21 protein-coding genes are annotated in these 25936 nt (G+C 63.0%); 11 read left to right on the forward strand and 10 right to left on the reverse strand.

What is annotated here, in order from left to right:
• Window positions 1-296: 296 nt before the first annotated feature.
• The 4 genes from dacB to ettA all read right to left on the reverse strand — a co-directional run bounded on the left by dacB (window position 297) and on the right by ettA (window position 4931).
• A complete protein-coding gene (dacB, locus tag FGE21_RS07085) occupies window positions 297-1781 on the reverse strand; it encodes a D-alanyl-D-alanine carboxypeptidase/D-alanyl-D-alanine-endopeptidase (RefSeq protein WP_139662665.1) in 1485 nt (494 codons plus the stop codon).
• 102 nt (window positions 1782-1883) lie between these two features.
• Complete coding sequence (locus tag FGE21_RS07090) at window positions 1884-2486, reverse strand: nicotinate-nucleotide adenylyltransferase (RefSeq protein WP_139662601.1); 603 nt, start codon at window positions 2484-2486, stop codon at window positions 1884-1886.
• A 97-nt stretch (window positions 2487-2583) separates the two neighbouring features.
• Window positions 2584-3084 (reverse strand): hypothetical protein, encoded by a 501-nt coding sequence (locus FGE21_RS07095; RefSeq protein WP_139662602.1) that lies wholly within the window; start codon window positions 3082-3084, stop codon window positions 2584-2586.
• Between the two features lie 179 nt (window positions 3085-3263).
• On the reverse strand, window positions 3264-4931 hold the full coding sequence (gene ettA, locus FGE21_RS07100) for an energy-dependent translational throttle protein EttA (protein WP_139662603.1): 1668 nt from the start codon (window positions 4929-4931) through the stop codon (window positions 3264-3266).
• Window positions 4932-5151: 220 nt separating this feature from the next.
• On the opposite strand from ettA, the gene FGE21_RS07105 reads away from it, so the two are divergent.
• On the forward strand, window positions 5152-5364 hold the full coding sequence (locus FGE21_RS07105) for a hypothetical protein (RefSeq protein WP_139662604.1): 213 nt from the start codon (window positions 5152-5154) through the stop codon (window positions 5362-5364).
• Window positions 5365-5827: 463 nt separating this feature from the next.
• On the opposite strand, the gene FGE21_RS07115 is transcribed toward FGE21_RS07105, so the two are convergent.
• Window positions 5828-6559, reverse strand: coding sequence for an arylesterase (locus tag FGE21_RS07115; RefSeq protein WP_139662606.1), 732 nt, complete (start codon window positions 6557-6559; stop codon window positions 5828-5830).
• 52 nt (window positions 6560-6611) lie between these two features.
• On the opposite strand from FGE21_RS07115, the gene FGE21_RS07120 reads away from it, so the two are divergent.
• Window positions 6612-7316 (forward strand): ABC transporter ATP-binding protein, encoded by a 705-nt coding sequence (locus FGE21_RS07120; protein WP_139662607.1) that lies wholly within the window; start codon window positions 6612-6614, stop codon window positions 7314-7316.
• Window positions 7313-9856 carry an ABC transporter permease gene (locus FGE21_RS07125; RefSeq protein ID WP_255731412.1) on the forward strand — a complete coding sequence of 848 codons (2544 nt, stop codon included), beginning with the start codon at window positions 7313-7315 and terminating at the stop codon, window positions 9854-9856. The genes FGE21_RS07120 and FGE21_RS07125 overlap by 4 nt, the downstream gene beginning before the upstream one ends.
• Here the strand turns inward: FGE21_RS07125 and FGE21_RS07130 are convergent.
• Window positions 9853-10365 carry an Rrf2 family transcriptional regulator gene (locus tag FGE21_RS07130; protein ID WP_139662608.1) on the reverse strand — a complete coding sequence of 171 codons (513 nt, stop codon included), beginning with the start codon at window positions 10363-10365 and terminating at the stop codon, window positions 9853-9855. The two genes, FGE21_RS07125 and FGE21_RS07130, sit on opposite strands and share 4 nt — an antisense overlap.
• A 101-nt stretch (window positions 10366-10466) precedes the next feature.
• Between FGE21_RS07130 and FGE21_RS07135 the strand changes: the two genes are divergently transcribed.
• Together FGE21_RS07135 and FGE21_RS07140 are read left to right on the forward strand one after the other, a co-directional pair.
• A complete protein-coding gene (locus FGE21_RS07135; protein ID WP_139662609.1) occupies window positions 10467-11036 on the forward strand; it encodes a gamma-glutamylcyclotransferase family protein in 570 nt (189 codons plus the stop codon).
• Window positions 11033-12211 carry a DUF2254 domain-containing protein gene (locus FGE21_RS07140; RefSeq protein ID WP_139662610.1) on the forward strand — a complete coding sequence of 393 codons (1179 nt, stop codon included), beginning with the start codon at window positions 11033-11035 and terminating at the stop codon, window positions 12209-12211. The genes FGE21_RS07135 and FGE21_RS07140 overlap by 4 nt, the downstream gene beginning before the upstream one ends.
• Window positions 12212-12325: 114 nt before the next feature.
• Here FGE21_RS07140 and gltX read toward each other — a convergent pair whose 3' ends face one another.
• Window positions 12326-13651: a glutamate--tRNA ligase gene (gene gltX / locus FGE21_RS07145; protein WP_139662611.1), complete on the reverse strand. Its 1326-nt coding sequence runs from the start codon at window positions 13649-13651 to the stop codon at window positions 12326-12328.
• Between the two features lie 216 nt (window positions 13652-13867).
• Here gltX and FGE21_RS07150 point away from each other — a divergent pair, with 216 nt between their 5' ends.
• Window positions 13868-14806 (forward strand): MBL fold metallo-hydrolase, encoded by a 939-nt coding sequence (locus tag FGE21_RS07150; RefSeq protein ID WP_139662612.1) that lies wholly within the window; start codon window positions 13868-13870, stop codon window positions 14804-14806.
• A 115-nt stretch (window positions 14807-14921) separates the two neighbouring features.
• On the opposite strand, the gene FGE21_RS07155 is transcribed toward FGE21_RS07150, so the two are convergent.
• Complete coding sequence (locus tag FGE21_RS07155; protein WP_139662613.1) at window positions 14922-16217, reverse strand: FAD-binding oxidoreductase; 1296 nt, start codon at window positions 16215-16217, stop codon at window positions 14922-14924.
• A gap of 133 nt (window positions 16218-16350) precedes the next feature.
• On the reverse strand, window positions 16351-18009 hold the full coding sequence (locus FGE21_RS07160; RefSeq protein WP_139662614.1) for an NAD+ synthase: 1659 nt from the start codon (window positions 18007-18009) through the stop codon (window positions 16351-16353).
• 171 nt (window positions 18010-18180) lie between these two features.
• Here FGE21_RS07160 and FGE21_RS07165 point away from each other — a divergent pair, with 171 nt between their 5' ends.
• The 3 genes from FGE21_RS07165 to FGE21_RS07175 all read left to right on the forward strand — a co-directional run bounded on the left by FGE21_RS07165 (window position 18181) and on the right by FGE21_RS07175 (window position 22761).
• Complete coding sequence (locus tag FGE21_RS07165) at window positions 18181-19644, forward strand: MORN repeat-containing protein (RefSeq protein WP_139662615.1); 1464 nt, start codon at window positions 18181-18183, stop codon at window positions 19642-19644.
• A gap of 16 nt (window positions 19645-19660) precedes the next feature.
• The gene (locus FGE21_RS07170; protein WP_139662616.1) at window positions 19661-20698 is read left to right on the forward strand and encodes a hypothetical protein; all 1038 of its coding nucleotides are present in this window, start codon (window positions 19661-19663) and stop codon (window positions 20696-20698) included.
• 494 nt (window positions 20699-21192) lie between these two features.
• Window positions 21193-22761, forward strand: coding sequence for a 2-isopropylmalate synthase (locus FGE21_RS07175; protein WP_139662617.1), 1569 nt, complete (start codon window positions 21193-21195; stop codon window positions 22759-22761).
• A gap of 152 nt (window positions 22762-22913) precedes the next feature.
• Here the strand turns inward: FGE21_RS07175 and FGE21_RS07180 are convergent, their stop codons facing one another.
• Window positions 22914-23696: a 23S rRNA (adenine(2030)-N(6))-methyltransferase RlmJ gene (locus FGE21_RS07180; protein ID WP_139662618.1), complete on the reverse strand. Its 783-nt coding sequence runs from the start codon at window positions 23694-23696 to the stop codon at window positions 22914-22916.
• A 110-nt stretch (window positions 23697-23806) separates the two neighbouring features.
• Here FGE21_RS07180 and FGE21_RS07185 point away from each other — a divergent pair, with 110 nt between their 5' ends.
• Together FGE21_RS07185 and FGE21_RS07190 are read left to right on the forward strand one after the other, a co-directional pair.
• Window positions 23807-24628, forward strand: coding sequence for a hypothetical protein (locus FGE21_RS07185; protein WP_139662619.1), 822 nt, complete (start codon window positions 23807-23809; stop codon window positions 24626-24628).
• Between the two features lie 234 nt (window positions 24629-24862).
• On the forward strand, window positions 24863-25909 hold the full coding sequence (locus FGE21_RS07190; RefSeq protein WP_139662620.1) for a rod shape-determining protein: 1047 nt from the start codon (window positions 24863-24865) through the stop codon (window positions 25907-25909).
• Window positions 25910-25936: the final 27 nt, after the last annotated feature.

Consider the following 25936-nt stretch of genomic DNA (forward strand, 5'->3'; position numbering starts at 1 on the left):
GTTCCTCCGTGTTGAACCGGTGTCGCGATCAATCGCTTGTTTTTCTCAGGTCGTTCCATTTTAGGTTATTTTTGCCGACCTTGCCAAATCGTCGCGATCCGGACCCCACCTGACAACTGTCACGACCCCACTGGCCCCACGGAAACTGGATTCTGGGCTTATCCAGAACCGCATTTTGCCTCGCAGGGGGCAAACTGGTCTTATTGGGTGACGTTTGGCCGCGGAATCGGCGCCCGCCGAGGTCTGGCGAGATCTGGCGAGATCTGTCGGTGCCTGGCGAGATCTGGCAGGAGCGGTCAGCTGCCGTATACTTGGCCCCAGCGCCGCAGCAGCGATTGCTGCAGACGTTTGGCGCGGCTGTTCCATCTGCGGGCACCCGGCGGGCGTTCCCGCTCGGCCCGGCGAATCCCGGCCCGGGCCCTCATATCGGCGGAAAAGATGGCAAAAGCCAGTTCAGTGCCATCAGCCGCAGTGACAAAGCCGCCCAGACCGGACACGAAATTCAGGGTCCCGGTCTTGGCCGCGATCTTGACCGGATGCGTCTTGATCGGTCGCCCCTTGGTGTCCTGCAGGTATATCTGTTTCAAAAGAGGCTTCAGCGCGCCGTCTTTCCTGGCCACCACCAGCGCCCGCACCAGATCATTCGCGGTCAGGCGCGATTCCTCGCCGAGGCCGGAATGGTCTACCAGGCGCGTTTGCTCCATGCCGTAGGTCTGGGCGGCCCAGCCGGACATGCGGAGCGCCGACTGTTGCAGCGACGATGGCCGCCCCCCGCGCTGCACGCTGGCGGTCATCCCGATCATTTCCGCCATCAGATTGTTGGAATATTTCAGCATCCCCTTCAGGAGCACGGGCAAAGGCGCGCTCTGATACTCTGCCAGTTCGGTCCCGGCCGGAAGACGGCCGATCGGTTTCGGATTCGGCAGCGCGATGCCATGGGACCGGGCCAGCGTCTGAAACACATCGCCCGCATAAAGTGCGGGATTTCGAACCGGCAACCAGCGTGCACCGCCATTGCCCAATGCGCCGCTCGCGACCGTCCAGTGGTCGACACCGGATTTGTCCTGATAGGTGTAGACGGGCACATCCCGGCGCACGACGGCCATTTTCGAGGTAAACACATCGGGGCGATATTTCTTCGTGCGCGCATCCATCGTCACGGCCCAGCTGCTGCCTGCGCGCTTCCATTCGAAATGCACCCGGTTGAAATTCAGCGCGATCCCGGAGACCGCCGGGCTATAGCCCACATGATCAGGTTGGTCGGGGTCAATGGAGGTCACGGAAGGCAACGCCCCGTCCCAGACCAGAAACCGCCCCTTGACCTCGCGCAGGCCCGCCGCCTTCAGCCGGGACGCAAGCTCTGCCAGCCCATCGGTACTGAGTGTGGGGTCGCCGCCTCCGGCCAGCACAAGATCGCCATTCAGAACCCCATTGCGCAGCGGCCCGGTTCCGATCAGGCGGGTGCGGAACCGGTAGCCTTCGCCCAGGGTGTTCAGTGCATAGAGCGCCGTCAGCACCTTGGCCACGCTGGCCGGCGGCAGCGCCCTGTCGCCTTGCGCCTCCTCCAGCAGCTGGCCGGTTCCGGCATCCGCCACCGCACAGACCACCTCCCCCGTGAGGTCGGCAGCCTGCAGGACCGCTTTGAGCCCGTCGCCTCCGGGGCTGAGCGGATTGAGGCCGCGCATTTTCGGACGCGGCGTATATGCAGGAGCATCGGCCAATGCAGGACCGGAGCCAAGCACAGCAAGAGCAGAGGAGATAAAAGCGCGGCGTGAAATCATGTTGCCCATTTTGAATCAAATTCCCTTCAATTCGGCAAATGCTTTGCGCGCAATGGGACAAAAAAATTATCTGCCGGGGCAAACCACACGCAATTCGCGCAATCAGCCGTCCCAATCCCCGCGATTGCGGATCTCGGTCGACGATGCATTCACCATCGGCACATTCAAGAAACACCACGCAGGCGCGGGCGCGCGCGCCAGGCGCTGGCTCTCACCGGCGGAGATCCGGTAGCCCCCATAGGCCCGCGCCGCAGGGGACAACCGCGCCGAGATCCGCTCGCCCGGGCGGGCCAAGACGCCGACCGGCACCGTGTTGAGGATATCGCGCCAGTCCTTCCAGTGGTGGAAATGGGCCAGATTATCGGCGCCCATCAACCAGACGAATCGCACATGCGGATAGGCATGGCGCAAATGTCGAAGGGTCTGGGCCGTATACCTCGTCCCCAGCTGCGCCTCGATGTCAGAGATCCGCACCCGGGGATGGTCCATGATCCGGGCCGCCGCCTCCAGCCGCCGCGCCATCGAGGCGGGCGGGTTTTCCTTCAGCGGATTGCCGGGGGTGACCAGCCACCAGAGCTGATCGAGGCCAAACCGTTTCAGCGCGGCGCGGCTAATCTGAACATGCCCCTGATGGGGCGGATCAAAGGATCCGCCCAGCAGGCCCACGGTCATGCCCGGCCGCAAAAAAGGGTACGCGTTTCTCATCGGCAGGACGATGACCATATTTGCCATGGGATGGCAACGACGGATGCGTTGCGCCCGTCCGGGAAATCAATCCGCACGGCGGATCGCGTGGTGAAGTTCAGTAGCGGCCGATATTTACCCGGGTCTGTTCCAGCACCTTGCCGCTTGCCGAAATCGCCTTGACGATGGCGAAATACCGGTGCCCGTTCCCGCCCGAACATGGCGGCATATACCCGTTGCTTTTATACTCGCCTGTCCCGCGTGACGCGGAAATCACCCGCGCCTGTCCGGGCAGTTTCTTGACGATTCCCGGAACCGGATACAGATCAGCGGTGGAGCCCTTGACAGGATAGCCAATCACCCCGTGCCCGCCGTTTTTGGACAACGGGCGATAGTCCTGATCGTTATATTCGACGTAGACCCAAGCCGTCCCATCCGGCAGTTGCGAGACTTTCATCGGTGGGGTCGAGCCTTTGCCGCCGAACAGGTGGCATTGCTGCCCGCTGGGAACCTTTTTGCCGTTCCAGCCGCCGCCGAGTTGCACCGAAATTTCGGCGATTGCAGAGGTGGCGAAGACCGCGGAGACCACGGCGGCGCTTAAAAACTGAGTATATTTCATGACGTCAAATCAACTCCGGAAAATGGGTACACAGATTTCGGTTTATTCCGACTGGATCAGTACGACACACATGCGCCGCACTTGGTCTCACAGTCTATCAGGAACCTTCACGACCGGTAAAAAAAACAGACCCGGCCGAAATCCTGCCGGGTCTGTCGCGCGCTTGCAGAACGGGCCGCTTAGCGTACGAATTTTTTGTGCTTCAAACGCTTGGGCTCCAGCGCGTCGGGACCGAGGCGGCGTTTCTTGTCTTCCTCATAGTCCTCGAAGTTCCCCTCGAACCACTCCGCATGGGCATCGCCCTCAAAGGCCAGAATATGGGTGCAGATCCGGTCGAGGAAGAAGCGGTCGTGCGAGATGACCACGGCGCAGCCTGCGAAATCCACCAGCGCGTCTTCGAGCGCACGCAGGGTTTCAACGTCCAGATCGTTGGTCGGTTCATCGAGCAGCAGGACGTTGCCGCCTTCCTTCAGCAGTCGCGCCATATGGACCCGGTTGCGCTCACCACCGGACAAGAGAGACAGTTTCTTCTGCTGATCGCCGCCCTTGAAGTTGAACGAGGAGCAATAGGCGCGGGAATTGACCTGCGCATCGCCCAGTTCGATGATCTCAGCCCCGCCCGAGATCGCCTCCCAGACGGTGTCGCCGTCGTTCAGATCGTCGCGGGACTGGTCCACATAGGACAGTTTGACCGTATCGCCGTATTCAACAGTCCCCTCGTCGGGCTGTTCCTGCCCTGTCAGCATCCGAAACAGCGTCGATTTACCGGCACCGTTGGGGCCGATCACCCCCACGATCCCGCCCGGCGGCAGGGAGAAGTCCAGCCCGTCGATCAAAAGCGTGTCGCCAAAGCCCTTCTTCAGCCCGTTGACCTCGATCACCTTGGAGCCCAGACGCGGGCCATTGGGGATGACGATCTGCGCGCGCCCGACTTTCTCGCGTTCGGACGTATTGGCCATCTCGTTATAGGCGGAAATCCGGGCCTTCGATTTGGCTTGCCGCGCCTTCTGGCCCTGCTGCATCCACTCCAGTTCGCGCTCGAGCGTCTTTTGCTTGGCCTTGTCTTCGCGCGCTTCCTGCTGCAGGCGCTTGGCCTTCTGTTCCAGCCAGCTGGAATAGTTGCCCTCGTAGGGGATGCCCCGCCCACGGTCGAGTTCGAGGATCCAGCCGGTGATGTCATCCAGGAAATACCGGTCGTGCGTAACGCAGAGGATGGTGCCCTTGTAGTCAATCAGGTGCTGTTGCAGCCAGGCAATAGTTTCCGCATCCAGGTGGTTGGTCGGTTCGTCCAGCAGCAGCATGTCTGGCGCTTCAAGCAGCAGCTTGCACAATGCGACCCGGCGGCGCTCACCACCTGAGAGGTCCTTGATCGGAGCATCGTCCGGCGGACAGCGCAGCGCCTCCATCGAGACATCGACCTGGCTGTCCAGATCCCAGAGGTTTTCAGAATCGATGGCATCCTGCAGGACAGTCATCTCCTCCATCAACTCGTCTGTATAATTCTCCGCCATTTCAACGGCGATCTGGTTGAAGCGGTCGACCTTGGCCTTTTTCTCCGCCACGCCCAGCATGACGTTTTCGCGCACGGTGAGGCTTTCGTCCAGCTGCGGTTCCTGCGGGAGATAGCCGACTTTGGCCCCTTCGGCGGACCAGGCCTCGCCGGTGAAGTCGCTGTCGAGCCCCGCCATGATCCGCATCAGGGTGGATTTACCCGACCCGTTGACGCCGACAACACCGATTTTTACGCCAGGCAAAAAGGACAGGTGGATGTTTTCAAAGCATTTCTTGCCACCGGGATAGGCTTTGGAGACACCCTGCATATGGTAGACGTACTGGTAGGCAGCCATTCTCGTTGCTCCGTCATAAAGGGAAACTGGTTGGCTGGTGTGATAGCGCGTGCGACCGGCAGGGGCAATCGCTGGTGCAATTGTGTCAAACTGTGCGAAATCCGTGCCGGTTTCCTGGTTCTCAGACGCCGTTTGCTCCTTATTCAGACCACATTTGTCCGCAAAAGTGAACCATGCTTGATGATCCCCCTCTTCGGCAGAGGACAGCAGGAGACAGTTTATGATTCTGGCGGCCCTTATTCTCGCGATTTTCACCGGCGGGTTTTCCGCACTGATGGCGGGTGCCGCCTTTGGCGCATCCTTTGTGGTGTGCGTCATTGTATATGTGCTCTGCGGCAGTCTCACGGTCGTCTCCGTCGCTTGTGTTTCAGCGCTCTGCCAGTCGTTTCTCTCAGATCCTCATCCTGCGGAAGACAGGCAGATACACGCATAGAGGTCAGTGTCCGCCGTTGTTTCTGGTCGCCGCAACGCGCGCGTTAACCTTTCTTAAAGAAGTTGATCGCTACGCTGTCAGCCCAAGAAACGTTGCATCGTCGGCGGTTTCGAAGTTTAATTGAATCGATGTCCAAGCCAGTACCCGGACGCCGATTTGGGAGGATCGCAGGAAAATGGCACTCGCAGGAGTACTACTTGGAGTTGTGGCAGGCCTGATAACTGCCGCCATAGGCCTTTCAGCTTTTGGACTGCCCGTATGGGTTTGTTTGGCAATATACGTCGTGGTCGGCGTGGTCAGCGCGTTCAGCGTGATACTCACCGCCTATTTTCTGCAGGCGACCGACTGCGACTGGCCGTCTTCGGCTGGCAAGCCACCCGTCACCGGCTAACCCGCCCGGTCAGGAATTGCCCTATCCAGCCCTGACCAGCCCTGTCCAGCCACGAATTGACCCGACCGGCCACTATCGGTTGGATGCGCTTGGTGCGTCGCCATCGACTTCTGCTGCCGAGCGCCCCTCCTCCTCCGCCGCGGGCTCTGCGACTTTGATCCGCTCCAGAAGCTGCAGCACCACCGGCCCCAGGGCCTCTACGTTGGCGGCCACTCCCAAGGCGTTCGGGTGAATACCGTCATTCTGCATGAAACGCCCATACGCCGCCGGATCCTCTCCGGCCTTCTCCGCGATCCCCGCAAAGACAGAAGGGTGCAACAGCACATCATGTGACCGCGCCAGATCCGTATACACGGCGTCGAACCCCTGTTTGTAGTCCGCGCCGTAGTTCAGCGGCGCATCAATGCCCACCAGCATCACTTCGACGCCTGCCGATTGCGCGGCTGCGATGATATGAGTGAGATTGGCGCGCAGGGCCTCGGGCGGCAACCCGCGCAGCAGGTCATTCCCCCCCAAGACCACAATCAGTCCGTCGGGCTGATCGGACAAGGTCCAATCGATGCGGGCCGCCCCCCCGGCACTGGTATCGCCCGAGACCCCGGCGTTTCCCACTTCCACGTCGGCGCCCTGCGCCCGCAACCAGCCCTGAAGCTGGGGCACCAGCCCCTCTGCCTGCGCAAGACCATACCCCTGCACAAGACTATCCCCGAAGGCCACCAGCCTGATCGTGCCGCCACTGGCCAATGTCGCAGAGGCCGCAAGCACCGACAAAGTAGCTGCAATTTGCTTCAGTAACTTGCGCATAGCCTGCGACACTCCATATCCAAATGAGATCCAAACAGACAGGTTGCCCCCTATGAGCACTGATGCCCGCCCCGTCCTTTCGCTTCAAGATGTGCATTTGTCACTGAATGGCAATACCGGCCCTGTGAGGATTCTTCAGCAGATTTCCCTCGACGTCCGGCGGGGCGAGACACTGGCGCTGATCGGGCCGTCCGGGTCCGGGAAATCCTCCCTGCTGATGGTGATGGGGGGGCTTGAACAGGCCACCGGCGGGCGCGTGACCGCGATGGGAGAGGATCTGACCCGGCTGGACGAGGACGCGCTCGCCCGGTTCCGGCGCAACCACATGGGCGTGGTGTTCCAGAGCTTCCACCTGATCCCGACCATGACTGCCCTGGAAAATGTCGCCACGCCGCTGGAGTTGGCGGGCGAACGCGACGCCTTTGAGCGTGCTCGGGCGGAACTCGATGCGGTCGGGCTCGGTCATCGCTGCGACCACATGCCCGCGCAGATGTCCGGCGGCGAACAACAGCGCGTGGCGCTGGCGCGGGCGGTGGTGTCACGCCCCGATATCCTGTTGGCGGACGAGCCCACAGGCAACCTGGATCAGGCCAATGGCGCTCAGGTGATGGATCTTCTGTTTGACCTGCGGGACCGCCATGCCTCCACGCTGGTGATGGTGACCCATGCCCCGGACCTCGCCGCACGCTGCGATCGCACCATCCGTCTGCGGGATGGTTTCATTCAACCCGAGGACACCCGGGAGGCTGCCGAATGAGCGCAGTCTCAATGAGCAGCCGTGCGCAACTCCAGCTGGCCTGGCGGTTCACCCTTCGCGAACTGCGCGGCGGGTTGCGCGGATTTCGTCTGTTCCTGGCCTGTCTTGCCCTCGGGGTCGGGGTCATTGCGGCCATCGGCTCCATTCGGGCGTCGATCGAGGCGGGCCTGGCGCGTGAGGGGTCGAGCCTGCTGGGAGGTGATGCGGAATTGACCTTCACCTATCGCGCCGCGAACGACGCCGAACAGGACTGGATGGCTGCGACGTCCGAGGCCCGCTCCGAAGTGGTGGAATTCCGTTCCATGGCCGTGGTCGGCGACGAGCGCGCCCTGACGCAGGTGAAATCGGTGGACGCGGCCTACCCCCTGCGCGGCGACGTCCGGCTGACCTCGGGGCGCCCCCTGCACGAGGCGCTGACCGGCTCCGGCGACGTGCCCGGCGCCGTGATGGAGCGGGTGCTGGCCGACCGGTTGGGGCTGGTCGAGGGCGATCTTTTCCGCCTCGGCACCCAGGATTTCAGCCTGAGCGGCATCCTCGCCTGGGAGCCGGATGCAGCAGGCTCCGGTTTTTCCATCGGACCGCGTACTTTGGTCCGCACCGAGGCGCTGGCGCAGTCCGGCCTTTTGGCGCCGGGGACACTCTATTCGACCAAATACCGCCTCAGCTTGCCTGCAGAGGTCGATCTGAAGGCGCTCGAACAAGAGGCGCGGGCCTTGTTTTCCGACAACGGCATGCGGTGGCGGGATGCCCGCAACGGCGCGCCGGGCATTGCCCGTTTCGTCGAACGTCTCGGCGCGTTTCTGGTGCTGGTCGGACTATCGGGTCTTGCGGTGGGGGGAGTCGGCGTCTCGACCGCCGTCCGGGCCTACCTCGCCACCAAGACAGAAACCATCGCGACCCTGCGCACCCTGGGCGCGGAGCGGCGGGTGATCTTTCTGACCTATTTTTTGCAGATCGGTGTTCTATCCGCATGTGGCATCGCCCTCGGATTGATCCTCGGCGGGCTGGGACCGGTGCTGCTCGGCCCGTTGATTGCGGCGCAATTGCCCTTTCCGGCGGTGTTCTCAGTCTACCCCGGCGCCCTGTCGGAGGCCGCGCTCTATGGGGTATTGACTGCGGTGTTGTTCACCCTGTGGCCCTTGGCCCGGGCCGAGCGTATCCGCGCCGCCGCGCTCTATCGGGATGCGCAGGGCGGCGGTCTGCAATGGCCCGCGCCGCGCTACATCGTTGCCACGGCCATGACGCTGGCGGTGTTGGTCGGCGCGGCGGCAGTCTTCAGCGGCGCGCCGGGCCTGGCCCTGTGGACGGCAGGAGGCCTGATCGGCGCCCTGCTGGTGCTGCTGGCCGCCGGGGCCGGCATCGGCTGGCTCGCCCGGCGGGGCAATCGCGCCGCGCGAGGCCGCCCGGCCCTGCGCTGGGCGCTTGCGTCGATCGGGGCCACCCGGGAAGGCGCGATGCCGGCGGTCCTGGCGCTGGGGCTCGGCCTCACCGTGCTGGCCGCGATCGGTCAGATCGACGGCAACATGCGCCGCGCCATAGCGGGGAACCTTCCGGACGTGGCGCCGTCCTATTTCTTTGTCGATATCCAGCGCGATCAAGTCCCCGCGTTCCTGGACCGCGTCGAAGGCGACCCCGCCGTCAGCAAGGTCGACAGAGCCCCGATGCTGCGCGGCGTCATCACACGTATTAATGACCGTCCGGCGAAAGAGGTCGCAGGCGAGCATTGGGTCATCCGGGGCGACCGGGGCGTGACCTACGCAGCCGCGAAACCTGCCAGCACCACACTCACCGCCGGGCAATGGTGGCCCGACGACTATAGCGGCGCGCCGCAGATCTCCTTTGCCGCCGAAGAAGCCGCAGAAATGGGGCTGAACCTCGGCGACAGCATGACACTCAACGTGCTGGGTCGCGACATCACCGGCACCATCACCAGCTTTCGCGAGGTCGATTTCTCCAACGCCGGTATGGGCTTCATCCTGACCATGAACGAGGCCGCGCTGCGGGGCGCGCCGCACAGCTATATCGCCAGCGTCTATGCCCAACCGGAGGCCGAAGCGGCAATCCTGCGCGATGTTGCCCGCGCCATGCCCAACGTCACCGCGATCCGGGTCCGGGATGCCATCGACCGGGTGTCGGAAATCCTCGGTCAACTGGCGACGGCGACCGCCTATGGTGCGGCGGCCACGTTGTTTACCGGGTTCCTGGTCCTGCTGGGCACCGCGGCGGCGGCTGAACCGGCGCGGCGCTACGAGGCGGCTCTGCTGAAAACACTCGGGGCGCCGCGCGGTCAGATCCTGCGCAGCTTTGCCCTGCGCTCGGCGCTGCTTGGTGCCGCAGCCGGCAGCGTGGCACTACTGGCGGGGATCCTGGCCGCATGGTCCGTGAGCCGCTACGTGTTCGAAACCAGCTACGCGGTGATCTGGTCCAACGCCTTCGCAGTGATCGGCGGCGGCATCCTCGTGACCCTGATTGCAGGTCTGGCCTATGCCCTGCGCCCGCTGGCGGCGCGTCCGGCGCAGGTGCTGCGCAGCCGGGACTAGGCCCCCGCAACGACCGCTGACCTTCCGGTCTCTGCCGGTGCCGCCACTGCCGGGGACGGTGGCGGGCCGGGACAGGAGACCGGCCCGAGAATGCGGTGCAGATCGATATTGTCGCAGGTCAGGTCGTCGAGCGTCACCCCATCGAGCGCCCCATAGAATGCCGCGCAGGCATCGGCGAGCGCGTGACGCAGACGGCAGGCGGCGACAAGCGGGCAGGTGTTGTCCACATCGGCAAAACACTCCACCATCGGCAGACCGCTTTCGATCTGGCGAAACACATCCCCGATACAGATCTCACGCGCCGAACGACCGAGGCACAACCCGCCGTGGCGGCCGCGTCGGGTCGACAGGAACCCAAGCTGGGCGAGCTGGTTCACCACCTGCCCGAGATGATTTTCCGAGATATTGCAGCGCTGTGCGATCTCTGCCTTGGTGACAAGCCGTCCGGAATTCACCGCGCAATACATCAGCAGCCGGACAGCGATATTGGTTCTCTTGGTGATCCGCATGGGGGCGATCTCCCGGTGGCGACGATGTCACAGAGTTGCAAATCCCGCAAAAACCCGGTTTGACATACATCAATGCAACCAGAGAAATTCCCAGAGGACCCATGACCCCGTATTTTTTCGGCTTCGGCAGCCTGGTGAATACCGCCACCCATGTCTACGGAAACACCCGCCCGGCCCGGCTGCAGGGCTGGCGGCGGGCCTGGGTCCACACGCCTGCGCTCCGCCTCGCCTTCCTGAGCGCCACTCCCGCTGATGGGCACGCAATCGACGGGTTGCTGGCTGCGGTGCCGGGCGGCGATTGGGCGGCGCTTGACGAACGGGAGTTCGCCTATGTGCGCGTCGATGTCACCGCACAGGTCGGCCACGATATGACCCCGCCGCCGCAGATCTCGTTGTATCAGGTGCCGCAGGCAGATCAGGCGGCGGGCTCCGTGGCCCATCCGATCCTGCTGAGCTATCTTGATGTGGTCCTTCGGGGCTACACCCAGGTGTTTGGCGCGGCGGGCGCCGAGGCCTTCATGACGAGTACCGATGGGTGGGACACGCCGATCCTCGATGATCGGGCAGCGCCGCAATATCCCCGCCATCAGGAGATCACCCCATCAGAGCGTGACTTCCACGACAGGCTGATTGCCGATGTGGGTGCCTCCGTGCTGGCGGCCGACACATGATTTCGCGCAGCCTCCTGTTGTTGCGGCGGATCACCCGTCAGCTGTGGTTCAGGGTGGTCGCACTTTCGCTGTTTTCGCTGCTGGCGCTGGCCGTCGCGCCGCTGCTGACACCGGTCCTGCCGGAAGATCTGTCCGACCGCTTTGGCCGCGAGGCCGTGCTGCCGGTCCTGACGATCCTCGCGTCGGGGATGCTGGCGGTGACGACGTTTTCCCTGAACGTCATGGTCAGCGCCTACCGCACGGCATCGTCCATGGCGACGCCCCGCGTCTACCGTCTGCTGCTGGAAGATACGGTGACGCAGAGTGTGCTCGCCACCTTTACCGGCGGGTTTGTCTATTCTCTGAGTGCGATTATCCTGTTTCGGGCGCAGATCTATACGCCGCAGGCGGCGATTGTCGTGTTTGGCATCACGGTTCTGGTCGTGATCCTGATCGTGGTCGCCATCCTGCGTTGGATCGACCACCTGTCGGATCTCGGCAGCATGGATCACACGCTGCGCCTGATCGAGACCCGGTGCCGCGACAGTTTGCTGGCACGCAAGGACACCCCCTGTCTCGGCGGGAACTGTGGCGAAGCCCCGCCCCCGCAGGACGCCACCGCGATCCCCGCGGCCCGCAGCGGGTTTGTCCGCTTTGCCGATATGGCCGCGCTGAACACGCTCGCCGAAAAAGCCGACGTGGAGGTGCATCTGATCCGGCTGCCCGGTGAATATGTGTTGCAGGATCGCCCGGTTGCCGTGGCAGAGGGGGCGGATCAGACATTCTGCAAGGCGGCGTCCGGCCTGATCGACATCGGCGACGTGCGGAGTTTCGAACAGGATCCGTCCTTTGGCCTGACCCTTTTGGCGGAAACAGCGCAGCGCGCCCTGTCCCCCGGTGTCAACGATCCCGGCACTGCGATCGAGGTGCTCGGCCGTATCGAGCGCCTGTTGTGGGAGAACCTGCCAAAAGACACAGAGGCGGGCCGTGACGACATCCGGTTTCCGCGGGTGCATCTGGCGCCGGTCACGGCAAAAGAGTTGCTGAAAGCCAGCTTCCCCCCCATTTTCCGCAACGGGGGCGACACGCCAGAAGTCATGGAATGGCTGGAAAAAGCCCTGACCGCGCTGGAAGACCACCCGAACGCCCCCATGAGCACCGCAGCGCGCGAGATGCGCGGCTCCCTGTTCGGCTGAGCGCCGCCGGGCGCGCGCGGAAAAACGGGCAGCCCGCTCCGGACTGCCCGCCATTTTTCACTCTGTTCTTCGCTGTGTTCTTCGCTGTGTTTTCAGACCGGCGATGATCCGCGCCTAGCCGCGCGCACGCACCACCTGCATCAGCGCCAGCAGCGCCGACATGTCTGGACCCCGCTCCATACCGGTGACGGCCTTGCGCAGCGGCATGAACAGCCCCTTGCCCTTGCGCCCGGTCTTCTCTTTCACCTCGGCAGTCCATTTGCCCCAGGTCTCGCTGTCGTAGGGGCCTTCGGGCAAAAGCGCCATGGCTTCGGCAATGAAGTCGGCGTCTTCCTCGGCGATCAGAGGCTCCGCCCCGTCCCGGCAAAGCGCCCACCAGCCTTCAAGATCCTTGAGGGTGGTGATGTTTTCCTTGGCCACCGCCCAGAAATCCTGCTGTTTGTCCTCGGGCACCCCGGCAGCATCGAGGTCCGCTTTCACCGCCGTGTGCGGCAGGGTTTGCAGGTAGCGGGCCGTCAGAGGATAGAGATCCTGGCTGTCGAGTTTGGTCGGTGCGGAGCCAAAGCGGCCGAGGTCGAACCCATCGATCAACTCGGCCATATCAGTGCGCAATTCGATCGGATCCGAGGACCCCAGACGGGCCAGCAGCGACAGCAGGGCCATCGGTTGCACCCCCGCCTCGCGCAGGTCACGCAGAGCAAGCGTGCCGAGACGTTTCGACAACGCCTCGCCCTGGGGGCCGGTCAGCAGGGAATGGTGGGCAAACTCCGGGCAGGTGCCGCCCAGCGCCTTGATGATCTGGATCTGGGTCGCCGTGTTGGTCACATGGTCTGAGCCCCGCACCACATGGGTCACGCCCATCTCGGTATCATCGACCACCGAGGCGATGGTGTAGAGCACCTGGCCATCACCGCGGATCAGCACCGGATCGGACACGGACGCCGCATCGATGGAGATATCGCCGAGAATGCCATCGCTCCATTCGATCCGCTCGTGATCGAGTTTGAAACGCCAGACGCCATTGCCGCGCTCGGCCCGCAATGCGGCCTGTTCGTCGGCGCTGAGGCTCAATGCCGCCCGGTCATAGACCGGTGGCTTGCCCATATTGAGCTGCTTCTTGCGCTTGAGATCCAGTTCGGTGGGGGTCTCGAAGGCTTCGTAGAAGCGGCCGATTGCACGCAGCTTGTCGGCCGCCTCGGCATATCGGTCGAGCCGCTCGGACTGGCGCTCCATCCGGTCCCAGGTCAAGCCGAGCCATTCCAGATCATGTTGGATCGCGTCGACATATTCCTGCTTTGAGCGCTCCGGATCGGTATCATCGATACGCAGGATGAAGCTGCCGCCGGCCTTGCGGGCGATCATATAGTTCATCAGCGCAGTGCGCAGGTTGCCCACGTGGATATAGCCGGTGGGTGACGGCGCGAAACGGGTGGTGGTCATCGCAATTCTCCTGTTGGCCTTGCTGTGTCACAGGAGCGCGCAATTGTCCAGTTTTGCAGGCGTATCATGACGCCCCTGACGGGGCGTGGCCTCCGGCGGAGGTATTTGGAAAAAGATGAAGCCGTGGCCCCCCACGCATTCGTGAACATGCAACGGCTGATTTGGTCATGGGATGCGCTAGTGTCGAAGCATCAGTTCCATCAGGGAGAATTTAGCATGACTTTGAACCTGACCCGCCGCGCCGCACTCGCCGGTGTGACAGCGGCCCCTTTTGCCGCCTCGGTGGCCTCGCCCCTGCGCGCTGCAGGCCACGGCGATGCGCCGAAACCCTTGCATGCCCGCGCGTTCAAAGTGGGAGATTATACGGTGCACAGCCTGTTGGCGGGCACGACAGCACGCGACGGGGTTCAGGACATTTTCGGCGGCGGCGCCACGGATGAGGCCTTTGCCGGGGTCGCGGCAGAGAATTTCATCCCGCCCGACACTGCGCAGTTTTATTTCACCCCGACCCTCGTGGATACCGGCAGCCAGAAGATCCTGTTCGACACCGGTCTGAATGCCGGTGGCATTACTGCGGCGCTGGCGGATGCGGGTGTGGTGCCGGAGGAGATCGACGTGGTTGTCCTGACACATATGCATGGTGACCATATCGGTGGCATGACCGCGGATGACGGCGCTGTGACATTTGCCAATGCCCGGTATGTGACCGCCGCGCGCGAGTATGATCACTGGACCGGCCTGCCCGAGGGCAATGGTGGCGGCGACCGCGTGCGGGCCTCTGTTTCTCCGCAGGCCGAGAAGATGACGTTTATCGAGGATGGCGGCACTGTGGCCTCGGGCGTGACCGGGATGGCCGCATTCGGGCACACGCCGGGCCATATGGTCTACATGATCGAGAGCGGCGGCCAGCAATTGCTGCTGACGGCGGATCTGGCCAATCACTATGTATTCCCCTTTGCCCATCCTGAATGGCAGACCAGTTTTGACACCGACAAGGACGCGGCCTCGGCCTCCCGGCGTCGGGTGCTGGAGATGCTGGCCGACAGCCGGGTTCCGATGATCGGCTACCACATGCCGTTTCCTGCCGCAGGTTTTGTGGAAAAACGTGGCGAGGGATTTCGGTTCGTGCCTGTGAGCTATCAGATGATGGGCTGAGGCCCGCTCCGGCCGACGGAGAGGCGTGCTCGGCCGGCAGTGTCGTAGTTGACAGTGTCGGCCGTGCCTGCAGACCCGGACCTGGGCCCCGATCTGGTGGTCGGGGCCTTGGGGATCAGAAGCGGCTGAGGCGGAAGGGTCGCGGATCCACGATCGGGGTGTCGCCGGTGACCAGATCCGCCGTCAGACGGCCAGCCGCCGGGCCGATGCCAAAACCGTGGCCGCTGTATCCCGTCGACAGGAACAGACCCGGACGGGCCTGCACTTCGGAGATCACCGGAATTTCATCAGGCGTCACGTCGATCAGCCCGCCCCAGCTCTGGGTGACATCCGCCTGCGCCAGCGCCGGGAATGCATCGCGCGCTGCTGCCAGCGCGCGGCGCAGGGCTTTTTGCGAGGGCTGTGGGTCGAGGACGCGTGTCTCTTCAAACGGGGTCCGGTCCTGCGCGCCCCAAGGACGGTCCTGCGCGGCCTCGATCCCCCATCGCCCGGAGACGCGGAAGCGGACCGCGCTGATATCCTTCAGAAAGGCCGGCAGGAAGCGGTGACCGATGCGGAACGTATCCGGCACGATATCAAACGTATTCTCGCCCGCTGTGGCGACGGTAAATCCACCATCGGCGCGTTTGCGTATGGAAAAGCCCCTGGTCCAGAGCGCCGTCTCCGTCACACCTGCCACAGGCGACAGGCGCATGACAGAGTTCAGCACCTTGAGTTGCGGCAGGAAAACTCCTTCGTTGCGCAAAAACAGCCGCGACCAGGCCCCGCCCGCAAGCACAACTGCCGTTGCGTTGACGCGCCCCTTTTCGGTGAAGACACCCCGAATACGCCCGGCCTCGACATCCAGAGCCCGCACGGCACAGCCCGTCACGATCACGGCCCCCTTGTCGCGCGCAGCGGAGGCAATGGCATGCGTTGCTGCCTGCGGCTCCGCCCGGCCGTCCTGTGGCGTGTGATAGCCTGCGCGCAGCCGGTTGCCATAGCCCGGCGCCAGTGCCTCAAGACCGGCAGACCGCAGCATCTTTCCTTCGACATCGAAATCCTTGAGATGCTCGGCCCATTTGGCGAGTTCTGCTTCACGGCGCCGCGTACGTGCCGTGAAAACAATGCCCGATCGCGTATAGCCTGTCTTGTGGCCGGTCCGCTCGTCGAGCCCCTCCCACAATCGCAGCGCATGCGCCATCAGCTCCATTTCGCGCGGATCCCGCTGAGACATCCGCACCCAGCCCCAATTGCGCGAGCTCTGTTCGCCGGCAATCATGCCCTTTTCGCAAAGCAACACAGAGTGACCGCGTTCGGTCAGCTCCAGCGCGGTCGACGCACCGATGATGCCGCCGCCGATGACGACGACGTCAACCGTGTGCGGCAGGGCACGGTCACCGTTGAACTGAGGCAGCTGTGGTCCAAGCATGGCTTCTTCTATTCCGCGTGGATTTGACGGGTCTACACGTCAATGGAAACAAGGGGACGGTTCCCCCGCTCTGTGCTCTCAGGGCCTCAATCAGGGCCGGATCGGTCTTGGTTTGGGCGTTCAAGCCCCGCGATCAGGACGGATCGCGCCACCGGTTCACAATGGGATAGCGCCGGTCCAGCCAGAAGGCCCGTTTTGTCAGCCGCGCCCCGGGCGCCGACTGAAACCGTTTGTATTCGCTGATGTAGATCAGATGCTCCACCCGTTTGGCCACATCGCGGTCGAACCCGGCAGCGACACAGTCGGCGATCGACCCGTCCTGATCCACAAGTATATCCAGAATCGCGTCCAGCTCCGGATAATCCGGCAGGCTGTCGCTGTCTTTCTGATCTTCGCGCAACTCGGCGCTTGGGGGTTTGTCGATCACGCTCGGGCGGATGACCTCGCCTTCGGGTCCCATCATCCAGGAACGGTGATTGGCATTGCGCCAGCGGCAGGTTTCGAACACCCGCGTCTTGTAGAGATCCTTGATCGGATTATAGCCGCCATTCATATCGCCGTAGATCGTGGCATATCCGACTGCGACCTCGGACTTGTTACCCGTGGTCAACAGCATCTCGCCGAATTTGTTCGACATGGCCATCAACAGCAAACCGCGCAGGCGCGACTGGATGTTTTCTTCGGTCACATCGGCCTCGCGCCCAGCAAACAGAGGCGCCAGCGTGTTGGTGATCGCGCTGCGCCCTTCGGAGATCGGCACATAGTCGTAGTGAACGCCCAGCGCTTTTGCCACCGCCTCCGCATCGTCCAGAGAGTCCTGCGAGGTGTATTCCGACGGCAGCATCACGCAGCGCACATTCCCTGCCCCCACCGCGTCCACCGCGATGGCCGCCACAATAGCGGAATCGACGCCGCCGGACAGGCCGAGCAGCACCTTGTGAAACCCCGTCTTGGCCAGATAGTCGCGCAGGCTCTGAACCATTACGTGATAGTCCTGCTCCCATGCATCGGGGAGCGACGCCTTGTCGCCTTCGACGATGCGCCAGCCCTCGGGTCTGCGTTCCAGATCGAGCTGCGTCACCGCCTCGTCAAAGACCGGCATCTGAACGGCCAGCCCGCCGCCGGGGTTCAAGGCAAAACTGCCGCCATCAAACACCTGATCGTCCTGCCCCCCGACCATATTGAGGTAGATCACCGGCAGGCCCGTCTCGACCGAGCGGGCGACCATGTGGTTCACCCGTGTCTCCATCTTGCCGCGATAATAGGGCGAGCCGTTCGGGATCAAAAGAAACTCCGCCCCGGTTTCTTCGAGGGTTTCCGCCACATCCTCGTGCCAGCCATCCTCGCAGATCGGACTGCCGATGCGGGTATTGCCGACCGCATAGGGCCCGCCCAACGGCCCCGCATCAAAAATCCGGACCTCGTCGAAAACCGTCTCGTTCGGCAGGTGGTGCTTCAGGCACTTGGACGCCACACGACCGTCCTTCAGTATCAGATAGGCGTTGTACAGCTTGCCGTCCTCGGCCCAGGGGCCGCCAATCGCCAGCGCGGGGCCGTCCGCAGTGGCCTGCGCCAGCGCTTCGACCTCCGCCATGGCGGCTGCGTGAAAGGCGGGCTTCATCACCAGATCCTGCGCGTTGTAGCCGGTGATGAACATTTCCGGCAGAGCGACCAGATCGGCCCCGGCATCTCGGCCTTGCTCCCATGCGGCGAGGGCCTTGGCTGCATTGCCAGCCAGATCCCCCACTGTCGGGTTCAGCTGCGCCAGAGTTACGCGAAATCTATCGGCCATCGTCCGGGGTCCCCAAAACTGTATCGTCAACAGCCGTGTAACAGATCTCCGCTGAAGGAAAAGACCGGCAAGGCAAAACCGTTGCGACAAAGCGACGGCTCGCATAGGTTCTGGGGAAAGCACCCCATAGTACAGGCAGCTCTCGTAATTTCTGAGGCAACTGAGGTTTCCATGACCCGCATCGGCTCCACTCTCGCTCTGACCTCCCTGCTGGCCCTGACTGCGGCAGCCGGGTTCCCCCCCGCTCTGGCCCAGGAGGCGCAGGTCCTGACCACACAGGACGAAATCGGCGGCGTCTACGAAGGCGAATTCAAGGGCGGGCTGCAACATGGTCAGGGCAGCTACAAACTGCCCAACGGGTATGAATACTCCGGCACCTGGGTCGAAGGGGAAATCCGTGGTCAAGGCGTCGCCCGCTTCCCGAACGGATCAGTCTATGAGGGAGAGTTCGTCAAGGGCAAACCCGAAGGCATCGGCAAGATTACCTTTTCCGATGGCGGCACCTATGAGGGCGAGTGGCACAACGGGGTGATCAACGGTCAGGGCATTGCGGTCTACGCCAATGGCGTGCGCTACGAGGGCGATTTTGTCGACGCCAAACACGAAGGCAGCGGCGTGATGCAAAACCCCGGTGGCTATGAATACGACGGCGATTGGGTCGCCGGGCGCAAAGAGGGGCTGGGCAAGATCACATACCCCAACGGCGCCACCTATCAGGGCGGCATCTCGGACGGCAAGCTGGACGGGCTGGGAACGCTGGTGATGCCCGACGGGCTGAAATACGAAGGCGAATGGGCCGCTGACCAGATGAACGGCATGGGCACATTGACCCAGCCAAATGGCGACGTCTACGAGGGACCGCTGGTCAATGGTCGCCGCCACGGTGAAGGCAAGCTGACCTATGCCAACGGCGACATCTACGAAGGCATGTTCGAGGACGACCTGCGTCAGGGTCAGGGCACCTTTACCGGCACCGACGGCTACATCTACACAGGCCAGTGGCAGGCTGGCCAGATCGAGGGCCAGGGCCATGTGACCTACCCGGATGGCTCCGTCTATGAGGGGGAGTTTCGCGATGATCTCGCCCATGGCACCGGCAAGATCACCTATCCGGACGGCTCTACCTATGACGGCGACTGGATTGCCGGGGTGATCGAGGGCACTGGCGCCGCGAGTTATCCCAACGGCGTGACCTATGAGGGGTCCTTCAAGAACGCCAAAAACGATGGTCAGGGGGTGATGACCTATCCTGACGGCTATCGCTATGACGGCAGCTGGAAGGACGGATTGCGTCACGGAGAGGCCAAGGTGACCTATGCGGATGGGTCCATCTACGAAGGTCAGTTCGAAAGCGGCCAGCGTCATGGTGCCGGCAAGATCACCATGCCCGACGGCTTCAGCTACGAGGGCGATTGGGCCGAGGGCAAGATCAGCGGTCAGGGCGTGGCCACCTATGCCAATGGCGATGTCTATGAGGGCAGCTTTGTCAATTCCAAGCGCCAGGGCCCCGGAACCATGCGCTACGCCTCCGGCCAAGAAGCCGCAGGAACGTGGGACAATGGCGCGCTCACAAGCAATGAGGACGCCGATGCCGGGAATGCGGCCGCCGCCAGCGATGCAGCCGACACAGAATAAGACCGCCTGAACAACAATGGCCACGCTCGTTTATCTGGTTCACGGGGATGCACCGCGTGCCCAGCAGCAACTGTCCTACAGCATCCTGTCCGCGCTCCGGCACGGGCTGGAGGGGATCGAAATCCTGCTGATCTGCGATGCGCCCAACCAGAGGCCGGATCTGCCGGTGCGCCATCATATCCTATCCGCAGAGACCACTGCGGCATGGGCAGATCAGAACAATACGCCATTGAAGCGGCTACGGGCCGCCCAACTCGGCCTTGAGGTGACCGGAGGCAACATCTGCCTGATGGCCACAGACACCGCCTTCAAGGCTCCGCCCCGCCAGCTGTTCGACCTCATCACCGCCGGGGGGATCCTGGTTCAGGATCACGACGGCTGGCTGGCCGGGCGCTCCGACTGGGATCAGGTCATTGACGCGTGCCGGGGCACGCAGCTGGAGCCACAGGTTCATGCGGGGGCTGCGATGTTTGACATCGGGGTTCTGGGCCTGACCCCGCAGGACGTGAATTTACTCTTTCATGTCGAAGAGCTGGCGAAATCTGCTGAAATTAAGGATCAGCCATCAGAAATCGAACAATTCGCGTTTTCCGCCGCAATCGAGTTGGAGGCGCGCGACGTGGTTTATGCACGCGACCACGTGATCCATTATGACGGCTACATGCGCCATGTGTATCACGGCAGGTTTGATGCGATGTTTCCCCCCGGCGCCCCCGTCAACACGGCTCTGGCCCACCGTCTCCCGGCGATAACGGAGCCTCCGAAGCCGCTGCCTCTGAAACTGCGGGCCAAGGTCTTCGCGCTTCGTCATCGCATGGGGCGGGCGACGGAATTTGGCTATCTGGCCTATCTCTGCGCCTTTGCGGCCCCCACTGCAGAGGGACGGGATGTCTGGGCGAATATCGCGCTCGACATGATGATGAGGTCCAGCCGCTCCGCCGCGCAGATCGCGCAGCACCTGCCGCGACTGGCACCGGGAGCTATTGACGATGCCGGGCTGAGGCCCGCGACCCTCGCCCGATGGCGCCACTTCTGGGCCGCACGCGGCACCTGATCCAAGCCGCCGTTCCAGCCGTCCCTAGCAGCCCCGGCATCGCACCTGTATCGACGCGCGCCGTGTTTTCAGCCGTGTTTTTCCAGTCGTGTGTCCCGAAAGCGCTGACCTGCATCGATGCGCAACGCCTCTGCCCGCTTCCATTGTGCTAGGCGCAGGCCTTTGGGCAGGGCGCAGGCTGCGGAGCCCCCGCTGATGTCCCGCTTACGGCCACCCGAGCGCGGACCGTGCTCCTGCTGCAATGCAGAGAACTTTGCCCCTTCCCATTCGCTTCGGCAGCTGTATAACTCCCCTCATGACCACGTATGCCGATATCCAGATTGCCGACGCTGCCCATCGCAGCGCGCTGTCGCGTGGCCTACTGCTCCTAATCCGCCTCTGAGCGTGCCATCCGGCGCGCCCGCTCAGAGGATGTGCACGCGCGCCACGGATTGGACCCTTCCCCCGACACGAATGAACGACGCTCGGGGACCAGAGCTAGAAAGAATTCTGACATGACCAGCACGACCGACCAGGATCGCGTATTGATCTTTGACACCACTTTGCGCGACGGCGAGCAAAGCCCCGGCGCCACCATGACACATGAGGAAAAGCTCGAGATCGCAGAGTTGCTGGATGACATGGGCGTTGACATCATCGAGGCCGGATTTCCGATCGCCTCCGAGGGGGATTTCAAGGCCGTCAGCGAGATCGCCGAGAGATCCAGAAACTCGGTGATCTGCGGCCTTGCCCGCGCCAATACCAAGGATATCGACCGCTGCGCCGAAGCCGTGCGCAAGGCCGCGCAGCCCCGCATTCACACGTTCATCGGCACCTCGCCCCTGCACCGCGCCATTCCGAACCTGACCATGGACGAAATGGCCGAGCGGATCCACGACACCGTCACCCATGCGCGCAACCTGACAGACAACGTGCAATGGTCACCGATGGATGCGACCCGCACCGAATGGGACTACCTCTGCCGGGTGATCGAGATCGCGATCAAGGCCGGCGCGACCACGATCAATATCCCCGATACCGTCGGATACACCGCCCCCCGCGAAAGCGCTGACCTGATCCGCCGCCTGATCGAAACCGTGCCCGGCGCGGATGATGTGGTGTTTGCGACCCACTGCCACAACGACCTTGGCATGGCGACGGCGAATTCGCTCGCTGCGGTCGAGGCGGGCGCGCGTCAGATCGAATGCACCATCAATGGCCTCGGAGAGCGCGCGGGCAACACCGCCCTCGAAGAGGTGGTGATGGCGCTGAAGGTGCGCAACGATATCATGCCGTTTTCAACCGGCATCGACACCCGCAAGATCATGCATATCTCGCGGCGGGTGGCGACGGTTTCGGGCTTTGCCGTGCAGTTCAACAAAGCCATCGTCGGCAAGAACGCCTTTGCCCACGAAAGTGGCATCCATCAGGACGGCATGCTGAAGAACAAGGAAACCTTCGAGATCATGCGTCCCGAGGACGTAGGGTTGTCGGGAACGTCGCTGCCGCTTGGCAAACACTCCGGCCGCGCCGCGTTGCGCGACAAGCTCGGCACCCTCGGCTATGACATTGGCGACAACCAACTGAAGGACCTCTTTGTTCGGTTCAAGGAACTTGCCGACCGCAAGAAAGAGGTGTTTGACGACGATATCGTCGCCTTGATGCGCACCGGTGGCGACGACAGCGACCATCTGAAACTGGTCTCCATGAAAGTCGTCTGCGGCACCGGCGGACCGGCAGAGGCCACCGTAGAGATGGAAGTCGACGGAACCGATGTGACCGAGGTCGCAGAGGGGGATGGCCCCGTGGATGCCGCCTTCAAGGCAATTCGCAAGATCCATCCGAACTCCGCGCATCTGCAGCTCTATCAGGTGCATGCGGTGACCGAAGGCACCGACGCCCAGGCCACCGTCTCGGTCCGGCTGGACGAGGACGGCATTATCGCAACCGGAGAAAGCGCCAATACCGATACGGTTGTGGCCTCGGCCATGGCCTATATCAGCGCGCTCAACCGCCTGATCGTTCGGCGCAGCAAAATGGGCGATGGCGCTGACGCGCGCGAGATTTCCTACAAGGACGCCTGAGCGGTGCCGCCGCTCGGATCATCCGGCTCGCACTGCACAGACTCTCGTGAAAAGGCACCCTCGGGTGCCTTTTTTCGCTTCCCTGGTTTCGCTTCCCTGGTTTCGCTTCCCCGGCTTCGCATTTCCGGTTTCGCATTTGCGGGCCTACGCGCTCAGTTCAGATCCGCAAACCGGCGCGTCAGCTCGGCGGTCTGCTGCGTGAACCCGAATGGAGCATTGAGGACAAACACGCCGGAGCCGATCATGCGATGCCCCTCCCGTGCAGGCGGAAAACGCACCTCGTGCCGCACACTGTCCGGCAGGCCCTGTGCCTCCAGCGCCGCAAGCATGTTCCGATGCGGGCCATCCGTCAGGATCGGATACCACAGTATGATGACACCGACGTTCCATTTGCGATGCAGCTTTGAAATGATCCCCGGAATACGCGCGTAGTCCGATTTGATCTCATAGCTGGGATCGATCAGCAACACGCCCCGGCGCGGGGTCGGCGGTGCGAGCGACTGCGCCATCTCGAACCCGTCCTGCAGATGCACCTTTGCGCCGGAGCCGCGCATCGCCTCGCGCAGCGCCTGCGCCTCCTGCGGGTGCAGCTCCGCCAGATGCAGGCTGTCGGCGGGCCGCAGCAGCTCTGATGCAACGCGGGGCGAACCCGGATAGCTGTTGGGGCCGTGCTTTGCGTGCACTGCGTCAATCACCCGGGCATAGGGATGATCCGGCGCGAACCAGTCGCGGGCAATGTCGATGCCACGCGCCGCTTCGCCGGTCTTTTGCGCCTCCGCAGAGGCCAGGTCATAAAGGGCGCGCCCGGCATGGGTTTCAAGATAGCTGACCGGCTTGTCCTTGCGGGTCATGTAGTCCAGAATCCACGCCAAGAGCGCGTGTTTCTGAACGTCAGCGAGATTTCCCGCGTGATAGATATGTTGGTATGACAGCATATCGCCCCCCATAGCGGCAAACCTGCGCCGGAGGAAGACCGTGCCTTAAACCGAATCTAAATCACATAGGGTCATCCTGAGGCCACTTGACGCCCGCAGAAGCAGGTCCGATGCCCCTCAGAACGAGCCTTTTTTTTGGCGCGATGCTCGCGCTCAGTCTGATTTCCCCCGCCTGGTCCAATTCCGGTGGGTATTCGCTGGTTGGCGACGGCAGTTTTTTCATGCGGACATCCACCACGGAGGCTCCGGAACGCGGAAGGGATCGCAGTCTGGGTAGCGGTCGGAGCCGCAGCCTGGGGGGAAACCTGGGCGGCAGTCTGGAACTCGGGGCGGGACGCAGTCCGGCTACGGATGATACAACCGGCCGGGGCGCTGTATCGCTCAATCCCAGCGCCGCAAGCCTGTTTCGCGGGCGCAGCGGTGGCAGCCTGTTCGCCAGCCCCGTCATGGCCTCCGTCGATGTGGCGGAAATCATGAATGTGATTGCCCAGGCCGAAGCCGGTCGGGCCGACTACGATGCGGTCCAGCATGGCGCCCGGATCAAGCCGCCCGCACCGCCCACGCAGATGACCCTCCAGCAGATCTATACGTGGATCAAGGACACGCCCGGACAGTCCCATGCGATTGGACGCTATCAGTTCATCCCTGCGACACTCAAACGCCTGGCCGGGCATCAGGGCGTACCTCTCAACCGCCGTTTCAACGCTGCCCTGCAGGATCAACTGGCGCACCAGCTGATCGAGGAAGCGGGCCTCTCTGCCTTCAAAGCGGGCAAGATGGAGCAGGTGACCTTCATGAACAACCTGGCAAAAATCTGGGCCGGGCTGCCGACATCCAGCGGCAAGTCCCATTACCACAATTATGCAGGCAACAAGGCCACGGTGACCTGGGCCAGCTTCAAAGCGCAAATGGACCAGATTTTTTCCGGCTGACCCGACACCGCCCCGACGCTTCCCACCCACTGCCGGTTTCATGTGCGAAAGCGCACCGGCGGCGCGATTCCCGCGGCCAATCCCCGAATTTGGGGGCATCCACAAGCGAAAAGACGCTAGAGGATTGGATTACGCCCTTTTACGGCAGGCCTCCGCTGCTTATAAGATCAAGATCTGCGGCCCGGGGAAAGAGTCGCGGTCACAAATCGGCAGTACTCACAGGACCCCTCTTACATGGCGCTCTTCGGAAAACTCGGCGGTCTGTTCACATCAGACATGGCCATTGATCTCGGCACTGCGAACACTCTGGTTTACGTCAAAGGCCGGGGCGTGATCCTGTCGGAACCGTCCGTGGTGGCCTACCACGTCAAGGACGGCGTAAAAAAAGTCCTCGCCGTTGGCGAAGATGCGAAATTGATGCTGGGCCGGACGCCCGGCTCCATCGAGGCGATCCGCCCGATGCGCGAGGGTGTGATTGCCGACTTCGACACTGCGGAGGAAATGATCAAGCACTTCATCCGCAAAGTGCACAAACGCTCCACCTTCTCAAAGCCAAAGGTCATCGTCTGCGTGCCCCATGGCGCCACACCGGTTGAAAAGCGGGCAATCCGGTCCTCGGTTCTGGCCGCCGGCGCGCGCCGGGCCGGCCTGATCGCGGAACCCATTGCGGCGGCAATCGGCGCCGGCATGCCGATCACCGACCCCACCGGCAACATGGTTGTCGACATCGGCGGCGGCACCACCGAGGTGGCGGTTCTGTCGTTGGGCGATATCGTCTACGCCCGCTCCGTGCGCGTCGGTGGGGACCGCATGGACGAGGCGATCATCTCCTACCTGCGCCGTCAGCAGAACCTGCTGATCGGCGAGGCCACGGCGGAGCGGATCAAAACCTCCATCGGCACCGCCCGCATGCCCGACGACGGGCGCGGTCAGTCCATGCAGATCCGCGGCCGTGATCTGCTGAACGGGGTCCCGAAAGAGATCGAGATCAGCCAGGCGCAGGTCGCCGAAGCGCTGGCAGAACCGGTGCAGCAGATCTGCGAGGCAGTGATGACCGCGCTGGAAACCACCCCCCCGGATCTGGCGGCTGACATCGTGGACCGTGGCGTCATGCTGACAGGCGGCGGCGCCTTGTTGGGCGATCTGGATCTGGCATTGCGCGAACAGACAGGCCTTGCCGTGTCCATCGCGGATGAAAGCCTCAATTGCGTGGCGCTCGGCACCGGCAAGGCGCTGGAGTATGAAAAGCAGCTGCGTCACGCCATCGACTACGAAAGCTGACCCCCTTTCGTCCCGATCGGACGTGCC

It is taken from the genome of Phaeobacter sp. B1627, assembly GCF_006265095.1.
Lineage (GTDB): Bacteria > Pseudomonadota > Alphaproteobacteria > Rhodobacterales > Rhodobacteraceae > Epibacterium.